General features: G+C 70.1%; 15 protein-coding genes and 3 tRNA genes. 7 read left to right on the plus strand and 11 right to left on the minus strand.

Features of this window, described 5'->3' with window-relative positions:
• Positions 1 to 3: 3 nt before the first annotated feature.
• Positions 4 to 864, minus strand: coding sequence for an ABC transporter substrate-binding protein (locus tag OG707_RS10800; protein ID WP_329116881.1), 861 nt, complete (start codon positions 862 to 864; stop codon positions 4 to 6).
• 159 nt (positions 865 to 1,023) lie between these two features.
• On the opposite strand from OG707_RS10800, the gene OG707_RS10805 reads away from it, so the two are divergent.
• Positions 1,024 to 1,212, plus strand: a complete 189-nt coding sequence (locus tag OG707_RS10805) for a hypothetical protein (RefSeq protein ID WP_329116883.1) — start codon at positions 1,024 to 1,026, stop codon at positions 1,210 to 1,212.
• A 106-nt stretch (positions 1,213 to 1,318) separates the two neighbouring features.
• Here OG707_RS10805 and OG707_RS10810 read toward each other — a convergent pair whose 3' ends face one another.
• On the minus strand, positions 1,319 to 1,606 hold the full coding sequence (locus OG707_RS10810) for a hypothetical protein (protein WP_329116886.1): 288 nt from the start codon (positions 1,604 to 1,606) through the stop codon (positions 1,319 to 1,321).
• Between the two features lie 60 nt (positions 1,607 to 1,666).
• Between OG707_RS10810 and OG707_RS10815 the strand changes: the two genes are divergently transcribed.
• Positions 1,667 to 2,134, plus strand: coding sequence for a hypothetical protein (locus OG707_RS10815; RefSeq protein WP_329116888.1), 468 nt, complete (start codon positions 1,667 to 1,669; stop codon positions 2,132 to 2,134).
• Between the two features lie 66 nt (positions 2,135 to 2,200).
• Here OG707_RS10815 and OG707_RS10820 read toward each other — a convergent pair.
• The 3 genes from OG707_RS10820 to OG707_RS10830 form a co-directional block, all read right to left on the minus strand.
• Positions 2,201 to 2,274: transfer RNA gene (locus OG707_RS10820), tRNA-Ile, on the minus strand.
• 190 nt (positions 2,275 to 2,464) lie between these two features.
• A tRNA-Asn gene (locus OG707_RS10825) sits at positions 2,465 to 2,537 on the minus strand.
• 5 nt (positions 2,538 to 2,542) lie between these two features.
• Positions 2,543 to 2,615, minus strand: a tRNA-Asn gene (locus OG707_RS10830).
• A gap of 173 nt (positions 2,616 to 2,788) precedes the next feature.
• On the opposite strand from OG707_RS10830, the gene OG707_RS10835 reads away from it, so the two are divergent.
• From OG707_RS10835 to OG707_RS10850, 4 genes are all read left to right on the plus strand, one after another.
• Complete coding sequence (locus tag OG707_RS10835) at positions 2,789 to 3,109, plus strand: YtxH domain-containing protein (RefSeq protein ID WP_329116890.1); 321 nt, start codon at positions 2,789 to 2,791, stop codon at positions 3,107 to 3,109.
• 29 nt (positions 3,110 to 3,138) lie between these two features.
• Entirely contained in the window at positions 3,139 to 4,584 is a 1,446-nt protein-coding gene (locus tag OG707_RS10840; RefSeq protein WP_329116891.1) for an FGGY family carbohydrate kinase, read from the plus strand.
• A 106-nt stretch (positions 4,585 to 4,690) separates the two neighbouring features.
• On the plus strand, positions 4,691 to 6,430 hold the full coding sequence (locus tag OG707_RS10845; RefSeq protein ID WP_329116893.1) for an ABC transporter ATP-binding protein: 1,740 nt from the start codon (positions 4,691 to 4,693) through the stop codon (positions 6,428 to 6,430).
• A complete protein-coding gene (locus tag OG707_RS10850; RefSeq protein ID WP_329116895.1) occupies positions 6,430 to 8,358 on the plus strand; it encodes an ABC transporter ATP-binding protein in 1,929 nt (642 codons plus the stop codon). The genes OG707_RS10845 and OG707_RS10850 overlap by 1 nt, the downstream gene beginning before the upstream one ends.
• Positions 8,359 to 8,426: 68 nt before the next feature.
• Here OG707_RS10850 and OG707_RS10855 read toward each other — a convergent pair whose 3' ends face one another.
• From OG707_RS10855 to OG707_RS10870, 4 genes are all read right to left on the minus strand, one after another.
• Positions 8,427 to 9,674 carry an RNA polymerase sigma factor gene (locus OG707_RS10855; protein WP_329116898.1) on the minus strand — a complete coding sequence of 416 codons (1,248 nt, stop codon included), beginning with the start codon at positions 9,672 to 9,674 and terminating at the stop codon, positions 8,427 to 8,429.
• A gap of 109 nt (positions 9,675 to 9,783) precedes the next feature.
• The gene (gene dnaG / locus OG707_RS10860; RefSeq protein WP_329116900.1) at positions 9,784 to 11,679 is read right to left on the minus strand and encodes a DNA primase; all 1,896 of its coding nucleotides are present in this window, start codon (positions 11,677 to 11,679) and stop codon (positions 9,784 to 9,786) included.
• A 28-nt stretch (positions 11,680 to 11,707) separates the two neighbouring features.
• Positions 11,708 to 12,970 (minus strand): NAD(P)/FAD-dependent oxidoreductase, encoded by a 1,263-nt coding sequence (locus tag OG707_RS10865; protein ID WP_329116902.1) that lies wholly within the window; start codon positions 12,968 to 12,970, stop codon positions 11,708 to 11,710.
• 98 nt (positions 12,971 to 13,068) lie between these two features.
• The gene (locus OG707_RS10870) at positions 13,069 to 13,845 is read right to left on the minus strand and encodes a sulfite exporter TauE/SafE family protein (RefSeq protein WP_329116903.1); all 777 of its coding nucleotides are present in this window, start codon (positions 13,843 to 13,845) and stop codon (positions 13,069 to 13,071) included.
• A 204-nt stretch (positions 13,846 to 14,049) separates the two neighbouring features.
• On the opposite strand from OG707_RS10870, the gene OG707_RS10875 reads away from it, so the two are divergent.
• Complete coding sequence (locus OG707_RS10875) at positions 14,050 to 15,042, plus strand: ArsR/SmtB family transcription factor (RefSeq protein WP_329116906.1); 993 nt, start codon at positions 14,050 to 14,052, stop codon at positions 15,040 to 15,042.
• On the opposite strand, the gene OG707_RS10880 is transcribed toward OG707_RS10875, so the two are convergent.
• Positions 15,023 to 16,306, minus strand: a complete 1,284-nt coding sequence (locus OG707_RS10880) for a deoxyguanosinetriphosphate triphosphohydrolase (RefSeq protein WP_329116907.1) — start codon at positions 16,304 to 16,306, stop codon at positions 15,023 to 15,025. The two genes, OG707_RS10875 and OG707_RS10880, sit on opposite strands and share 20 nt — an antisense overlap.
• Before the next feature lie 35 nt (positions 16,307 to 16,341).
• Positions 16,342 to 17,238, minus strand: coding sequence for a sirohydrochlorin chelatase (locus OG707_RS10885; RefSeq protein WP_329116909.1), 897 nt, complete (start codon positions 17,236 to 17,238; stop codon positions 16,342 to 16,344).
• Between the last annotated feature and the right edge of the window lie 87 nt (positions 17,239 to 17,325).

Below are 17,325 nucleotides of genomic sequence, written 5' to 3' on the forward strand. Positions count from 1 at the left end.
CTCCTACGTCGCCGACACGCCCTCCAGCGCGTCGGCGACCATGGTGAGGAACTCCGCATGGGCCCGCGCACTGCACGGCGCCTCCGGATTCCACGCCACCACCCGCGCACCGCGCGCGAACTCCGCGTCCATCGGCCCCGCATTGGACCGTACGTCGGCGAGCACGATCTCCGGCCGCAGCCCGCCCGCATCCGCCCAGCCCACCGTGGACCAGTTGATCCCGCCCTCGGCCGGAGGCTCCACCAGCGCCACCCCGCACGCGGTGAGCGCGCGCAGTTCGGGCCAGGCGCCCGGCCTGGCCAGATGCACCTGCTCCGCCCCGGCCGACGACAGCGCGAGCACCCGCGCCGCCCCGGGCCGCGCGCCCGCGGCCCGCAGCCGCTCCTCGGCCGCGCCCAGGACCCGTACGCCGTCCTCCGCGTCCACGTCGGCCCCCAGCGACCGGGCGAGCGCGTCGAACCGCCCCCGGATACCGCCCAGTTCATGGGTCTGTCCCACATCGAGCACGACCACGGGAACGTGCTCCTCGAGCTGCTTGGCGACCCCGGGGTCCAGCCCGTACACCTGCCCGCCCCCATAACTGACGGCGACCACCAGATCGGGCCCGCCCCGCAGCAGAGTCTCCACGTCGAGCGTCCCGCCCGCGCCGAGATACGCCGTCGTGGCCTCCGCCAGCGCCCCGGCCTTCGCCCGGTCGAGCTCCGCCCCGTCGTGCAGCGACCCGAACACCCCCGCGCACACCACCCCGTGGTCGGCCAGGGTGGCCCCGGCCTGGACGTACGCCACCACCTTGGAGGGCCGCCGCGATGCCGCCGCCAACTGCCCCCGGTCGTCGGTGAATTCCCAGCCCGTCTGCCCCATCACGCGCACGCTCCCCTCGCTTCCCACCCCGGATTCCACACTCCCTACCTGCCCACCCCACCGGGCGTGAACCGGCGCACGCCCGAGCGACTGTTCGGGCGATTCATGGGAACTCGGCAGCCAACGGCACAGCCAGCAGCCGACGTCAGAGGGAGAAACCACATGCTCGCATTCGTAGCGGCCGTGCTTTTCGCGATCGCGTTCATCATCCATGTCACGGAGACATCCACGGATCTGGTCTTCGCACCGACGAGCCTGATGTTCCTCGGCCTCGCCCTCCTCGCCCTGCACGTGGGCGGAATCGGGACCGGCTGGGCGGCCAGGGGCCGCAGCCGGAGCCGCAGGCGCTGACCGCCGCCACCGACGGTGATCCGATCAGTGCGTACACGACTCAGCGGTCCGCGAAGACCCCCGCCCGTCCGGCGGGGGTCTTCGCGGACCGCATCAGGGTGAACCTCTACGAATGGTTGACCCGCCCGGCCACCGCATGGCCGATCAGCAGGTAGACGACCGCGGGCAGACCGAAGTTGAGCACGGTGCGCCAGTTGGCCGAGTCGACGGTGAACAGGTCACGGGACCATCCCGCGAGCCAGTTCGCCGAGTCGTGGACCCAGTCGACCAGGTTGTTGGCCGGGTTGGCCTTGAAGAGATAGAAGGCGATCCACAGGATCAGGATCAGTGCCGCGATGTCGGCGACGATGAGAATGACCGTTGCCGCGGGGTTTCCGCCATAGCGTCTGGACATACTCGACGAGTTGCCTCGAACAGCGAGTCGAAACCTGCCCGCCTGTGATCCCCTGGCCCGGTGGAAGCTGTAGCAGTGAGTGTCATCGCCGTACTGGGGACCCTGATAGGCGCGGGGTCCACGTACTACTTCCAGCGCAAGGCCCAGGAGCGCTCCGAGGCGTTCACGCGCGACGAGCGCCTGCGCCAGGAGCGCATCGACGCCTTCAGCACGTACGCGGGCGCACTCCTCAACTACCGCCGGGTCCTGGTCTTCCGCTGGTTCGTCCGCCACGAGGGCCGCTTCGCGGAGGACACCCCGGAGCTGCTGAACGAGACGTACACCAAGCGGTACGCGGCCCAGGAAGCCATGTTCCGCGCCCAGATGGTCGGCAACAGCCCCGAGCTCACCGCGCTGGCCGAACGGGCGATGGAGCAGATCACCGAGCTCCACCGGATCGACGACCGAGAGGCCCTGGACGAGGCCCGCGACCGCACCCGCCAGTCCATCCGCGACCTGGTGGCCGCGGTGGCACCGCACCTCCGGTGATCAGCCGGCCGGTGGGGCTCTCTGCGTTCTGCCTGCTGGAAACGTTCCTGCAGGAACGTCCCGAAGTGGGGCGGGTGGGACTCGAACCCACGGCCGACGGATTATGAGTCCGCTGCTCTAACCGGCTGAGCTACCGCCCCTTACGGCGCGTCGCGCACACTTGTGCGCGCCGTCTGCCGCAGCATAGCCGCTCATACGATCTCCTGCCTCGGATGGTCGGCTTCGCATGACCATGAGGACTCCGGGGAGGTCCGGGCGGTTGCGCAGGGCCCGGAAAGTCACCCGAAAAAGCGGAAGAGGGGCCCTCTCGGGCCCCTCTTCCGTCTTGTGCTCCCCCGACTGGACTCGAACCAGTAACCCTCCGGTTAACAGCCGAATGCTCTGCCAATTGAGCTACAGGGGATCGCGCTCCCCCGACTGGACTCGAACCAGTAACCTGCCGGTTAACAGCCGGCTGCTCTGCCAATTGAGCTACAGGGGATTGCTGCGTTGCCTCGAACGTACCTACCTCGGGTGTTCCCGGAGGGCGTGCGTTCGCTGCGACACATACATTAGCGCAAGCAGGGGGGTGCTCCGCCAATCGGTTCCGCCCCGGGTGATCAGGGGCGCCGCCGGGTAGGCGGTCGGCACCGACTCAGGGAAGGGTGGCTCGCCATGCGGTACAAGCTCACGTTCGTCGCCGGACTGGCTCTCGGGTACGTGATCGGGACCCGGGCCGGCAGGGAGCGCTACGAACAGCTGAAGAAGTCCGCGCGCCAGGTCGCGCAGAATCCGGCCGTGCGCAACACCGTCGAGTCCGCGGCCCAGACCGGGCGCGAGGCGGCGGGCAAGGCGTACCACTCGGTCAGCGACAAGGTCGGGGAGAAGTTCGGCGAGGTCGGGGAGAAGATGCCCGCCTCGGTGGCCGCCCGGGTCCGGTCACTGAAGGAGCGCAGCGGTGCCGGTGAGGACGACTGGGGTACCAGCAACACCTGAGGTGGCCGGGGTGCGGCACAATCACCCGCATGGGGATAGTCGCCGGTCTTGACAGCTCTTCCGCGTTCACGCGCATCGTCGTCTGCGATACGGACACGGGCGCCGTGCTGCGCCAGGGGTACGCACCCCACCCCGTGGAGGCGAAGGCCACGGAGGTCGATCCGCAGGCCTGGCTGCTCTCGCTGGGCGAGGCCGCGGGCGGCGGCCTGCTCGAGGGCGTCCAGGCCATCGGGGTCTCCGCTCAGCAGCACGGGCTCGTGCCGCTGGACCGGCAGGGCAATCTCGTACGGCCCGCTCTCGTCGGCAATGACAAACGTGCGCAGGTCGCCGCCGCTGATCTGGTGGATCTGCTGGGGGGCAAGCAGGCCTGGGCCGAGGCCGTCGGTTCCGTACCGCAGTCTCCGCAGCCCATAGCGAAGCTTCGCTGGATGGCCCGGCACGAGCCGGAGAACGCCGCGAAGGTGGCTGCCGTGATGCAGCCGCACGACTGGCTGGTGTGGCAGCTGCTCGGGCGTCCGGCCCGGCGGATCACCGACCGGGGGGCAGCTTCGGGGACCGGGTTCTGGTCCGCGGAGACCGGGGCCTGGCGGCCCGATCTCGTGGAGCTGGCGCTGGGGCACCAGGCCGCGCTGCCCGAGGTGCTCGGTCCGAGCGAGTCTGCCGGCACCACCCCCGAGGGGCTGCTGATCTCGGCAGGGACCGGGGAGACCATGGCCGCCGCCTTCGGGCTCGGGGTGGAGGTCGGGGATGTTGTCGTTTCGCTGGGGGCCTCCGGGTCCGTGATGGCCGTGCACCATGAGGCGCTGGCCGACCCGAGCGGGATCATCACCTCGTTCGCCGATGCCACCGGGATGCATCTGCCGGTGGTGCATACGCTCAACGCCGTACGCGCGCTGCGCGGGACTGCTGAGTTGTTGGGTGTCGACAGTCTTGAGGAGCTTTCCGAGCTGGCGTTGAAGTCGACTCCCGGGGCCTCGGGGCTGGTGCTGCTGCCGTATCTGGAGGGCGAGCGGACGCCTCGGCTTCCGCACGCCGCGGGCACGCTGTCGGGGCTGCGGCGGGAGTCCATGAAGCGCGAGCATCTCGCGCGGGCCGCCTTCGAGGGCATGCTGTGCTCGTTGGCCGATGCCATGGACGTCCTGCGGGAGCGGGGCGTGGAGGTGCGGCGGGTGTTCCTGCTGGGTGCGGCCGCCGAGCTCGGTGCCGTACAGGCCTGCGCGCCCTCGCTCTTCGGGGCGCAGGTCGTCGTGCCGCAGCCCGCGGACTACGCGGCGATCGGTGCCGCCCGGCAGGCCGCGTGGGCGCTCGGGGTGGCCGAGGGGACGCTCGACGCGGCGACTCCGCCGTCCTGGCAGGGGGCCGCGGCCCAGGTGCTGGAGGCCGGCGACGAGATGGCCGTGGGGAAGGCGGTGCGTCAGCAGTACGTCGCCACGCGTGACCAGATCCACCCCGATGCCTTCGGGGAGACGGCCTGAGGGGCGGGTTCTTGACCCGCGCTTGAGGAAAACGGTTCGAGGTTGGGGCGCCCCGTGGCGGAAAATGGGGTGACCTCACGATCTTGTCGACTCCGAGAGACTGCGCGTGCTCATAAAACTCCTGCGGACCTACCTGCGTCCGTACAAGAAACCGATGGCACTGCTGGCGCTGCTGCAGCTGCTGCAGACGAGCGCCACCCTGTATCTGCCGACCCTCAACGCCGACATCATCGACAAGGGTGTCGTGAAGGGGGATTCCGGCTACATCCTGACCTTCGGTGGCGTCATGATCGCCATCAGTCTCATCCAGGTCGTGTGCAACATGGGCGCGGTCTACTACGGCGCACGGACCGCGGCCGCGGTCGGACGGGATCTGCGGGCCGGGATCTTCGACCGGGTGCAGTCGTTCTCCGCGCGGGAGGTCGGGCACTTCGGAGCTCCGTCGCTGATCACGCGCACCACCAATGACGTCCAGCAGGTCCAGATGCTGGTGCTGATGGCCTTCACGCTGATGGCCTCCGCGCCGATCATGTGCGTCGGCGCGATCATCATGGCGCTGGGTCAGGACGTGCCGCTGTCGCTGGTGCTCGTCGCGGTGCTTCCCGTGATGCTGACCGCCGTTTCGCTCATCGTGCGGAAGATGCGGCCGCTGTTCCGGACCATGCAGGTGCGGCTCGACACCGTGAACCGGGTGCTGCGTGAGCAGATCACCGGGAACCGTGTGATCCGGGCCTTTGTGCGGGACGGGTACGAGAAGGAGCGCTTCCGGGGCGCCAACGCCGAGCTGACCGAGGTGTCGCTGGGCACCGGGCGGCTGATGGCGCTGATGTTCCCGACCGTCATGACGGTGGTGAACGTCTCCAGCATCGCCGTGGTGTGGTTCGGGGCGCACCGCATCGACAGCGGCGCGATGCAGATCGGGGCGCTGACCGCGTTCCTCGCGTATCTGATGCAGATCGTGATGTCCGTGATGATGGCCACCTTCATGTTCATGATGGTGCCGCGCGCCGAGGTGTGTGCCGAGCGCATCGAGGAGGTCCTCGCGACCGATTCGAGTGTGGTGCCGCCGGCGAAGGCGGACGCCGTCTTCGAGCTGGCCCGGCACGGTCATCTGGCCGTACGGGGAGCCGACTTCAAGTACCCGGGGGCCGAGGCGTCCGTGCTGCGGAGCGTCGAGCTGGAGGCCAGACCCGGGGAGACGACCGCGGTGATCGGGTCCACGGGCAGCGGGAAGTCGACGCTGCTCGGTCTTGTGCCGCGGCTGTTCGACGTGACCGGCGGTGAGGTGCTGGTCGACGGGGTCGACGTACGGACGCTGGATCCTGTGCTGCTGGCGAAGACCGTTTCGCTCGTGCCGCAGAAGCCGTATCTGTTTTCGGGGACTGTGGCCACCAATCTTCGGTACGGGAATCCCGACGCGACCGACGAGGAGCTGTGGCACGCGCTCGACGTGGCGCAGGCCAAGGGGTTCGTGGAGAAGCTGGAGGGCGGGCTGGGCGCGCCCATCGCCCAGGGCGGGACCAATGTCTCGGGCGGGCAGCGGCAGCGGCTGGCGATTGCCAGGACGCTCGTGGCCCGGCCTGAGATTTATCTGTTCGACGATTCCTTTTCGGCGCTGGACTACGCGACCGATGCTGCTCTGCGGGCTGCGCTGCGGAGGGAGACCGCCGAGGCGACTGTGGTCATCGTGGCTCAGCGGGTCTCGACGATTCGCGACGCCGACCGGATCGTCGTCATGGACGAGGGGCGGGTCGTCGGTACGGGACGTCATCACGAGCTGATGGCCGGCAATGAGACGTACCGGGAGATCGTGCTCTCCCAGCTGACCGAGGCGGAGGCAGCCTGATGGCCGGTCCTGGTGGACGCATGATGATGGGCCCGACGCAGAAGTCCATGGACTTCAAGGCGTCGGGCAAGCGGCTGGTGCGAATGCTCGCGCAGGAGCGGGCCGCGCTGGCCGGGATGATCTTCGCGGTGATCTGCAGCGTCGCGCTGTCGGTGGTCGGGCCGAAGATCCTGGGGCGGGCGACCGACCTGGTCTTCGCGGGGATCGTCGGACGGCAGATGCCGTCGGGGGTCACCAAGGCGCAGGCGCTGGAGAATCTGCGGAGCAAGGGGCAGGGCGGGCTCGCGGACATGCTCGCGGGGACCGACTTCACCCCAGGGCAGGGCATCGACTTCGACAAGATCGGGGCCGTACTGCTCGCTGCGCTGGGGATCTTTGTGGCCGCGGGGCTGTTGATGCTCGTTGCCACGCGGTTGACCGCACGGATCGTCAACGCGATGGTCTACCGGATGCGCGAGGACATCCAGGCGAAGCTGTCGCGGCTGCCGCTGTCGTACTTCGACAAGGCCAAGCGCGGTGAGGTGCTGAGCCGGACGACCAATGACGTCGACAACATCGGTCAGACGATGCAGCAGACGATGGGGCAGCTGATCAACTCGCTGCTCACCATCGTGGGCGTGCTGATCATGATGTTCTCGATCTCGTGGCTGCTGGCGCTCGTCGCACTGGTGACCGTGCCGCTGTCCGTCTTTGTGGCGGCGCGGGTCGGGAAGAGGTCGCAGCCTCAGTTCGTACAGCAGTGGAAGGTCACCGGGAAGCTCAACGCCCATGTGGAGGAGATGTACACCGGCCATGCGCTGGTGAAGGTCTTCGGGCGGCAGGACGAGTCGGCCGAGCTCTTCAAGGAGCAGAACGACGCGCTGTACGAGGCCGGGTTCAAGGCGCAGTTCAACAGCGGGATCATGCAGCCGCTGATGATGTTCGTCAGCAACCTGAACTATGTGCTGGTGGCTGTGGTGGGTGGGCTCAGGGTCGCCAGTGGATCGCTGTCCATCGGTGATGTGCAGGCCTTCATCCAGTACTCGCGGCAGTTCTCGATGCCGCTGACCCAGGTCGCCTCGATGGCGAACCTGGTGCAGTCGGGTGTGGCCTCTGCCGAGCGGATCTTCGAGCTTCTCGACGCGGAGGAGCAGGAGGCCGATGTGGATTCGGCGGGGCTTCCGCAGGAGGTCCTGGGCAGTGTCTCGCTGGAGAAGGTGGCCTTCCGGTACGAGAAGGACAAGCCGCTGATCGAGGACCTGTCGCTGGCTGTCGAGCCGGGGCACACGGTCGCGATCGTGGGGCCGACGGGTGCGGGCAAGACCACGCTGGTCAATCTGCTGATGCGGTTCTACGAGGTCACCGGTGGGCGGATCGCCCTGGACGGTGTCGACATCGCGAAGATGTCCCGTGAGGAACTGCGGTCCGGGATAGGGATGGTGCTGCAGGACACGTGGCTGTTCGGCGGGTCCATTGCCGACAACATCGCCTACGGGGCGGCTCCTTCGCAGAAGGTGACGCGCGAGGAGATCGAGGAGGCGGCTCGGGCCGCGCATGCGGACCGGTTCATCCGGACGCTGCCGGACGGGTACGACACCGTGATCGACGACGAGGGGACGGGGGTCAGCGCGGGTGAGAAGCAGCTGATCACGATCGCTCGGGCGTTCCTTTCGGACCCGGTGATTCTGGTGCTCGACGAAGCGACCAGTTCTGTCGACACGCGGACCGAGGTGCTGATCCAGAAGGCGATGGCGCGGCTGGCTCACGGGCGGACGTCGTTTGTGATCGCGCACCGGCTGTCCACGATTCGCGATGCGGATGTGATTCTGGTGATGGAGAACGGGTCGATCGTCGAACAGGGCTCGCACGAGGAGCTGTTGGCGGCGGAGGGCGCGTATGCGCGGCTGTACGCGGCGCAGTTCGCGCAGGCGGTCGCGGAGGTGGACTAGGGAGTGGGGCGGAGCTTCGCTCACTGCGCCCCCGTACGCGACCTCAGGCCGCGTACGGGGGCGCACCCTTAGTCCAGGTAACCCCGCAGCTGGTCCGCGAAGGCGTGGTCGCGGAGCTTGTTCAGGGTCTTCGACTCGATCTGGCGGATCCGTTCGCGCGTGACGCCGAAGATCCTGCCGATCTCCTCCAGCGTGCGGGGGCGGCCGTCCGCCAGGCCGTAGCGGAGTTGGACCACCTTGCGTTCGCGTTCGCCGAGGGTGGAGAGGACCGCTTCCAGGTGTTCGCGGAGGAGCAGGAACGCCGCTGATTCGACCGGCGACGCCGCATCCCCGTCCTCGATCAGGTCGCCCAGCGCCACGTCGTCCTCCTCGCCCACGGGGGCGTGCAGGCTGACCGGTTCCTGGGCCAGGCGCAGGACTTCGCTGACGCGCTCGGCCGTGAGGTCCAGCTGGCCGGCGACCTCCTCGGGGGTCGGTTCGTAGCCCCGTTCCTGGAGCATGCGGCGCTGGACGCGGACCACTCGGTTGATCAACTCGACCACGTGGACCGGGACTCGTATCGTCCTGGCCTGGTCGGCCAGGGCGCGGGACATGGCCTGGCGGATCCACCAGGTCGCGTACGTGGAGAACTTGTAGCCGCGCGCGTAGTCGAACTTCTCGACCGCCCTGATCAGGCCCAGGTTTCCCTCCTGGACGAGGTCGAGCATGGTCAGGCCGCGGCCCACGTAGCGCTTGGCGACGGAGACGACCAGGCGGAGGTTGGCTTCGATGAGGCGGCGCTTGGCCATGCGGCCGATCACCACCAACTTGTCCAGGTCCACGGCCAGTTGGGAGTCCGGGTCCGGAGTCGTCGCCAGTTTCTCCTCGGCGAAGAGGCCCGCTTCGACCTTGCGGGCGAGGTCCACCTCCTCGGCCGCGGTGAGGAGTGGGATGCGGCCGATCTCGCGTAAGTACTGGCGGAAGAGATCGGAGGAGGGGCCTCCGGTGTCCGCACGGTTGCGGCTGGGTTCGGGAGGCTCGGGGACCTCTTCCTCCTCCATGACGGCCTCGGCGGGTGCGTCCGGTTCGCTCTCCGGTTCCGCTTCGGGATGGTGAGCGGCCCTGCTCTGCGCGGGGACTGCCGTGACCACGTCGTTGTCGGTCAGGGTCTGGGTCTGCACGGGTGCGACCTCCAGGGTTCTCGCTGCCGGATCGGGGGCGTGCGGCAGCGGGACATGGGCGGCCGAGCCGCCGTCCGTCCCGTACACGATGAGCGGATCCGCGGGGGTGAAATGCCCACTGTCAGTGGGCCGGCCGCGCTCCGAGGACTCAGGCACCGCAACCCAGTGTGGGGTACGACACATCGCCGCCACGAGGGGCGTGCGGTGACTTTTTGAGTCCGCGCTGTAACCGGGCGGTTACCGGGGTGGGGGCGGAGGGGCCGGGTTAGAGGGCTTCCGCGCCTCGGTTGCGCAGCGACTGGCCGTACTGCTGGAGGACCCAGAGCTCGTTCTGGACGGCTGCCAGGTGCTCCGGGGAGCCGTGGCCGCCGAGGCGGGTCAGGGTGCCCTGGACCTCGACGATGCGGCGGTCGACGGCGCGCAGGCGGACGTGGACCAGCTGGTCTCCCGCGTACACCTCGTCGACGTTCTTGGCGTGGATCGCCTCTACGGCCAGCTCGGTGACGAGCGCGCGGACCGTGTCGTTGGGGGCGATGTCGATGACCGTGGTCAGGTAGTCGGGGGTGGCCTGGTCGGCGCCGCCCGCCTCCTCGATGCACTGGCGGACCGCTGCGTACGGGGGCGCCGTGAACTCGTCGATGCCGTACGCGTCGAAGGCCGGGGAGACCAACTCCGGGCGCTGCAGGGCCAGTTTGAGGAGCTCGCGCTCGGTGCGATGCGCCGGGGAGCGGAGGTTGAGGGCCGGGCCGCCGGAGGGGGCCGTGGGGGCCTGGATCTCGCCGCGGGCGGAGCCGCCGCGGGTGGGAGCCGGCGCCTTGCCGCCGTTGTTCCGGGCCCACTGGGCGAGCTGGCTGATGCGCTTGACGACGAACTGGGTGTCCAGGATGCCGAGCATGCCGGCCAGCTGGACCGCGACCTCGTGCTGCGCGCCGCTGTTCTTGATGCGGGCGACGACCGGGGCCGCCTCGTCGAGGGCGGCGGCGCGGCCGGCCGGGGTCTCGAGGTCGTAGCGGCCGACGATCTGGCGGAGGGCGAACTCGAAGAGCGGGGTGCGGGGTTCGACCAGGTCCCGTACGGTCTCGTCGCCCTTGGCGAGGCGCAGGTCGCAGGGGTCCATGCCGTCGGGGGCGATCGCGATGTACGTCTCGGCGGCGAACTTCTGGTCGTCCTCGAAGGCGCGGAGGGCCGCCTTCTGGCCCGCTGCGTCACCGTCGAAGGTGAAGATGACGCGGGCCGATCCGTTGTCCATCAGGAGGCGGCGGAGGATCTTGATGTGGTCGGTGCCGAAAGCCGTGCCGCAGGTGGCGACGGCGGTCGTGACGCCCGCGAGGTGGCAGGCCATGACGTCGGTGTACCCCTCGACGACCACGGCCCGCGACGACTTGGCGATCTCCTTCTTGGCCAGGTCGATTCCGTACAGGACCTGGGACTTCTTGTAGATCGCCGTCTCGGGGGTGTTGAGGTACTTGGGGCCGTTGTCGTCGTCGCGGAGCTTGCGCGCGCCGAAGCCGACGACCTCGCCGCTGATGTCGCGGATCGGCCACATCAGGCGTCCGCGGAAGCGGTCGATGGGCTTTCCGCCGCGGGCCTCCTGGGAGAGGCCGGAGGTGATCAGCTCCTTGTCGCTGAAGCCCTTGCCGCGGAGGTGGCGCGTCAGGTGGTCCCATCCTGCGGGGCTGTAGCCGACGCTGAAGTGCTGGGCCGCGGACTGGTCGAAGCCGCGCTCGGCCAGGAACTTGCGGCCGATCTCCGCCTCGGGGGTGTCCAGCTGCTCGACGTAGAACTGGGCGGCCGCCTTGTGCGCCTCGACCAGGCGGATGCGCTCGCCGCGCTGGTGGGAGGGGTTGTACCCGCCCTCTTCGTACCGGAGGGTGATGCCCGCGGTGCCCGCGAGCCTCTCGACCGCCTCCGAGAAGGAGAGGTGGTCGATCTTCCGGATGAAGGCGATCGTGTCGCCGCCCTCCTGGCAGCCGAAGCAGTGGAAGAGACCCTTGCTCGGGCTGACCTGGAAGGACGGGGACTTCTCGTCGTGGAAGGGGCAGAGGCCCTTGAGGTTGCCGCCGCCCGCGTTGCGCAGCTGGAGGTATTCGGACACGACGGCGTCGATCGGGACCGCGTCCCGGACCGCCTTCACGTCGTCATCGTTGATCCTGCCTGCCACGTAAGGAGTCTACGGGGAGGGACTGACATCAGACTGCCAGGGAGTCCAGGGGCACCGACGGGTCCCCCAGCAACTCGGGGTTCACCTCCGTCCGCGAGCGGATCAGCTGCTGGATCGTGTCTGTGACGTCCCACACATTGACGTTCATCCCGGCCAGCACGCGGTGGTCCTTCAGCCAGAAGGCGATGAACTCGCGCTTGCCCGCGTCGCCGCGGATGACCACCTGGTCGTACGAGCCCGGGGGCGCCCAGCCCGAGTACTCCAGGCCCAGGTCGTACTGGTCGGAGAAGAAGTAGGGGATCCGGTCGTAGCTGACCTCGTGGCCCAGCATCGCGCGGGCAGCGGCGGGGCCGCCGTTGAGGGCGTTGGCCCAGTGCTCGACGCGGACGGTGGTGTCGAGGAAGGGGTGCTGGGCGGAGGCCACGTCACCGGCCGCGTAGATGTCGGGGTCGGAGGTCTGCAGGCTCGCGTTCACCGCGATGCCGCCGCCGTGTTCGCGGGGCGCGAGGTCCAGGCCTGCCGCCTCGGCGAGGCCCGTACGGGGTGCGGCGCCGATCGCGGCGAGGACGTCGTGGGCGGGGTGCTCCTCGCCGTCGGAGGTCAGGGCCGCCAGGACCATGCCGTCGTGTCCGGTGATCTCCGTGAGGCGGGCGCCGAAGTGGAAGCGGACGCCGTGGGAGGTGTGCAGGTCGGTGAAGATCTGGCCGAGCTCAGGGCCGATGACCTGATGGAGCGGGGTGGCTTCCGGTTCGACCACGGTCACCTCGGCCCCGTAGCCGCGCGCGGCCGCCGCCACCTCCAGGCCGATCCAGCCCGCCCCGGCGACGACCAGGTGGCCGTTGTCGCGGCCGAGCGCGGACAGCACGTTGCGCAGCCGGTCGGCGTGGGCCAGGCGGCGCAGATGGTGGACGCCGGCGAGGTCCGTGCCGGGGATGTCGAGGCGGCGGGGTTCGGCGCCGGTGGCCAGGAGGAGCTTGTCGTAGTGGATGAGGGTGCCCTCGCCGAGACGTACGGCCTTGGCGGTGCGGTCGATCGCGACGACCGTCTGGCCCAGGTGCAGCTCGACGTCGGCCTGTGCGTACCAGGCGGGCTCGTGGACGAAGACGCTGTCGCGCTCCTCCTTGCCGGTGAGGAAGCCCTTGGAGAGCGGCGGGCGTTCATAGGGGTGGTCGCGTTCGTCCCCGACGAGGATCACCCGGCCGGTGAACCCCTCGCCGCGGAGCGTCTCGGCGGCTTTCGCCCCCGCCAGGCCCCCGCCGATGATGACGAACGTGCGATGTGCGTCGACCACTTGATGCCTCCTCGATGTGCCTGCGCCACTTGCGAGCGTCCCGCACGGAGCGTGATGGGGGAAGAGGGGGCGGGTGCCCGGGCGTGTCTTTTGGCTGGTTAGACCCAGGTGTCGTGGGCGAGTTTCGCAACCAGAGCGAGGACTACGCAGAGCAGGGCGACGCGGACGAAGGCGGAGCCGCGGCGCAGTGCCGTACGGGCGCCGAGTGTGCCGCCCGCGACGTTCGCGACCGCCATCCCGGCGCCCAGCGTCCACAGGACGTGGCCCAGTGCCGCGAAGAGGGCGAGGGCTCCGAGGTCGGTGCCGACCGAGACGACCTTGGCCATGGCGGAGCCGCGCAGGAAGTCGCTGCCGAGGAGCGAGACGAAGGCCATGACCAGCAGGACCCCGGTGCCGGAACCCAGCACTCCGCTGTAGAAGCCGACCACCGCGCCGAGCAGGCAGTTGAGTGGCACGCAACTACGGTGCGTGTGCGGGTCCTTGGGCGCACAGGACCTGCCCGGCCAGGCGACCCAGGCCGCCGCGAGGACCAGTACCGCCATCACGGCCGGTCTGAACACGTTCTGCGGGAGGTGTGAAGCGGTCAGCGCGCCGGCCACCGAGGCCGGGATGCCGGCCAGTCCCGCGGCGGCGACCGGACGCCAGTCGACGGGCACCTTGCGGCTGTAGGCCACGGCCGCCGACGAGGTGCCGGTGATCGCGACCAGTTTGTTGGTGCCCAGCACGGTCGCGACCGACGCACCCGGCAGCGCGAAGAGCAGCGCGGGGATCTGGATCAGTCCCCCGCCGCCGACCACCGCGTCGAGCCAGCCGGCCGCGAGCGCCACCGCGAGCAGGGCACAAATGCCCCAGACATCAAGATCGAGTACGTCCACACCGCATCCCCCGGTGCGGCGGCTCGCGGAGTCTCCCCCCGTGGGACAGCCGCGGCCGCCGCCGTCCAAGAGTGTGTGCGGGACGGGGGGTTGACGGAGGTTTCGTCCAGAATGCAAAGGGAGCGCAAACGTCAGCGGCGTTGTTGGCTACGCTCCTGGAGGAGCAGAGGCAGGAAGCGGGACAGACCGGGCGCAGGGGGGCGCATGTTACGTATCCACTTCGGCACTGAAGACCTCAACCGATTAAGGGTGGCGGCCGGACCGGACCCACTGTGGGAGACGGTGCACAGCCTGCACCTCCTGCAGAACCGGCAGGCCGCGCTCGTCTTCGACCCCTGGCGGCGCGAGGTGCGGGCCGCGCTCGCGAAGGCCGGGCTCACCGAGACGGTGGCCGCGCTCCACCGGCTCTGCCCGTGGGCCGAGTACTTCCCCGACTTCCTCACCCCGGGGCAGGGCATCGACGATCTGGAGACCGGGATCGAGCAGGTTCTCTCGGTACCGATACGGCGCCTGGGCCGGGAGATCGGGCACCTCTACCCCGGTACGCGGCCGCTGCCGCCCGGGGCCCGGAGCCTGGCCGGCGGGGACCCGCGGACCCTGTCAGGGCTCGGTGACGCGTTGCGCCGCTACCACGCGGTGGCAGTCGCCCCCTACGCCGGGGAGATCAGGACGGTGGTGGCAGCCGACCGTCTGGTGCGGGCGGATGCGGCGCTGAACGCGGGCCCCGGCGGGCTCCTGACCAGCTACCAGCCCGATCTGGCCTGGCGCGGGGACCGGCTCGAGTCGGCCTATCCGGTGGCGAAGGAACTCGCCCTGGAAGGGCGGGCGTTGACGCTGATCCCCTCCTTCTTCTGCGTACGGAGCCCGGTCGCCCTGGCCGACCACGAACTGCCGCCCGTGCTCGTCCACCCGCTCACTCCCGCGCCCGGCTGGCTGGCCAGGTCCCGGGCCACGGATCCCGCGCAACTTCCGGTGGGGCAGCTGATCGGGCCGACCCGGGCGACCGTACTGGACGCGCTGGAGCGGCCGTTGACGACGACTCAGATCGGCGAGGCCCTGCGGATCACCCTCTCCACGGCGAGCCGGCACGCCACCGTGCTGCGCGAGTCCGGTCTTGTCACCTCGGAGCGGCGCGGCTCCGCGGTCGTGCACACCCGGTCCCGGCTGGGCGACGCGCTCATGGACGGGCGGCTGTGAACAGCCGGTGCAGGGAGCGGGCCGAGGCGTCGGTGAGGGCGGCGATCTGGTCGACGACCACGCGCTTGCGGGTCCTGTCGTCGGACGCCGCGTCGAACAGGGCGCGGAACTGCGGGTCGAGGCCTTCGGGGGCGCGGGCGGTGAGCGCCTCGGCGAGCTCGGCGAGGACGATGCGCTGGTCGGCGCGGAGCCGCTCCTGCTCGTCGCGCTGCATGACGTAGAGGTCGGCGACGGCCTTGAGGACGGCGCACTCCAGGCGGGCCTCGCGCGGGACGACCAGTTCGGCCGCGTACCGGGTGAGCCTGCCCGTTCCGTACGAGGCACGGGTCGCGGCTTCGGCGGCGAGGCAGAAGCGGCCGATGAGCTGGCTGGTGGCGTCCTTCAGCCGGGCCTGGGCGACGGCCGTCCCGTCGTATCCGTGCGGCCACCACTCCTGGCCGAGGAGGCGGTCCAGGGCCTCGGCCAGCTCGTGCGGGTCGGTGTCCTCCGGTACGTAACGGCCGATGGCGGCGGTCCAGATGGCGGCCCGTTCGTGCTCGGAGTAGAGGCAGTTGGGGTCGATGTGGCCGGCGTGCAGGCCGTCCTCGACGTCGTGCACGGAGTAGGCGACGTCGTCGGACCAGTCCATGACCTGGGCCTCGAAGCACTTGCGGTCGTCGGGGGCGCCCTCGCGGGCCCAGGCGAAGACGGGCAGGTCGTCCTCGTACACGCCGAACTTGGGCGAGTCGGGCTCGGTGGGGTGACTGCCGCGCGGCCAGGGGTACTTGGTGGCGGCGTCGAGAGCGGCGCGGGTGAGGTTGAGGCCGACGCTGACCAGGTCGCCGGTGCGCTCGGAGTGGACGAAGCGCTTCGGCTCGATGCGGGTGAGGAGGCGCAGCGACTGGGCGTTGCCCTCGAAGCCGCCGCAGTCCTTCGCGAAGTCGTTGAGGGCCTGTTCGCCGTTGTGGCCGAAGGGCGGGTGGCCCATGTCGTGCGAGAGGCAGGCCGCTTCGACGAGGTCGGGATCGCAGCCGAGGGCGGCACCGAGCTCACGGCCGACCTGGGCGCACTCCAGGGAGTGGGTCAGTCGGGTGCGGGGGCTGGCGTCCCAGATCTGGGTCCTGGATCCGGGGGTGACGACCTGGGTCTTGCCGGCGAGGCGGCGCAGTGCGGAGGAGTGCAGCACGCGGGCGCGGTCGCGCTGGAAGGCGGTGCGGCCAGGGCGCTTGTCGGGCTCGGGGTCCCAGCGTTCGATGTCGGTCGGGGTGTACGCAGTGCCTTCCATGCACCGAGGGTAAGTGGCCGGACTGACAGCGGGCCTCAGGCGGTGGCGGCCAGGTGGAGCGGGGCGGTGTCCTGCGCACCGGCCAGGGCGCGGTCGTAACGCTGCAGGATCAGCCGGGCGAGGGCGGGGTGCGCGCCGAGCGGGGCGGCGGCGATCCAGGGGGCGGCGGCCGCGCTCGCGGAGGCGAAACGTCCCGGCGCGGTGAAGTACGAGGCGACCGCGACCCGGTGCCGGCCCCTGGCTGCCAGCGCGCGCACGGCTTCGCGGACGGTGGGCGATGCGGCGGACGCGTACCCCGGCAGGACGGGGACACCGCCGAGCCGCTCGCTGAGCATCGCGGCCGTACGGCGTACGTCGGCGGCCGAAGCGGGGTCGCGCGAACCGGCGGCGGCGAGGACGACCCCGGTGGAGCGGGCGGCTCCGTCGGCGGTACGCCAGCCGGCCTCGACGAGCCGCGCGTACAACGCCTCGACCAGCAACGGGTGCGGGCCCAGCGGGGCGGCGGTGCGGGTGTGGAGGCGGGGCGCGGTGGCGACGGCCTCGGGGAGGTCGTGCTTGATGTGGTAGCCGCGGCTGAGGAGGAGGGGGACGAGGACGGCCTGTCCGGTGCCGAGTACGGCGAGGGAGGCGGGGAGCAGGGGTTCGTTCAGCTCGATGTGGCCGAGGCGCACGGAAAGTCCGGGGCGCAGGTCACGGACGCGCTCCAGGAGGGTCGTCACGGTGCGCAGGGCCTGCGGGTCGCGGCTGCCGTGGGCGACGGCGACGAGGGTGGGCGCGGTCTGGTCAGGGTGCACGGGCCTGCGGGATCCGTTCAGTGAGACAAGGCTGAGCTGGGTTCCGAGTTGGGCGGTGATGCGGGTCAGCAGACCCGATGTGGTGTCGAGAGGCAGTAATTCGGGCCGTACATCGCGAGGGTGCTCGGGCTCCGTCATGGACCGACCCTGCCAGGCGGAGGTTGCCCCGGGATTGCGTGAGGGTGACGGGTCTTTTCCTGAGCCTCACCGACCCCGGACGTCGAT

Source organism: Streptomyces sp. NBC_01465, from assembly GCF_036227325.1.
Classification (GTDB): domain Bacteria; phylum Actinomycetota; class Actinomycetes; order Streptomycetales; family Streptomycetaceae; genus Streptomyces.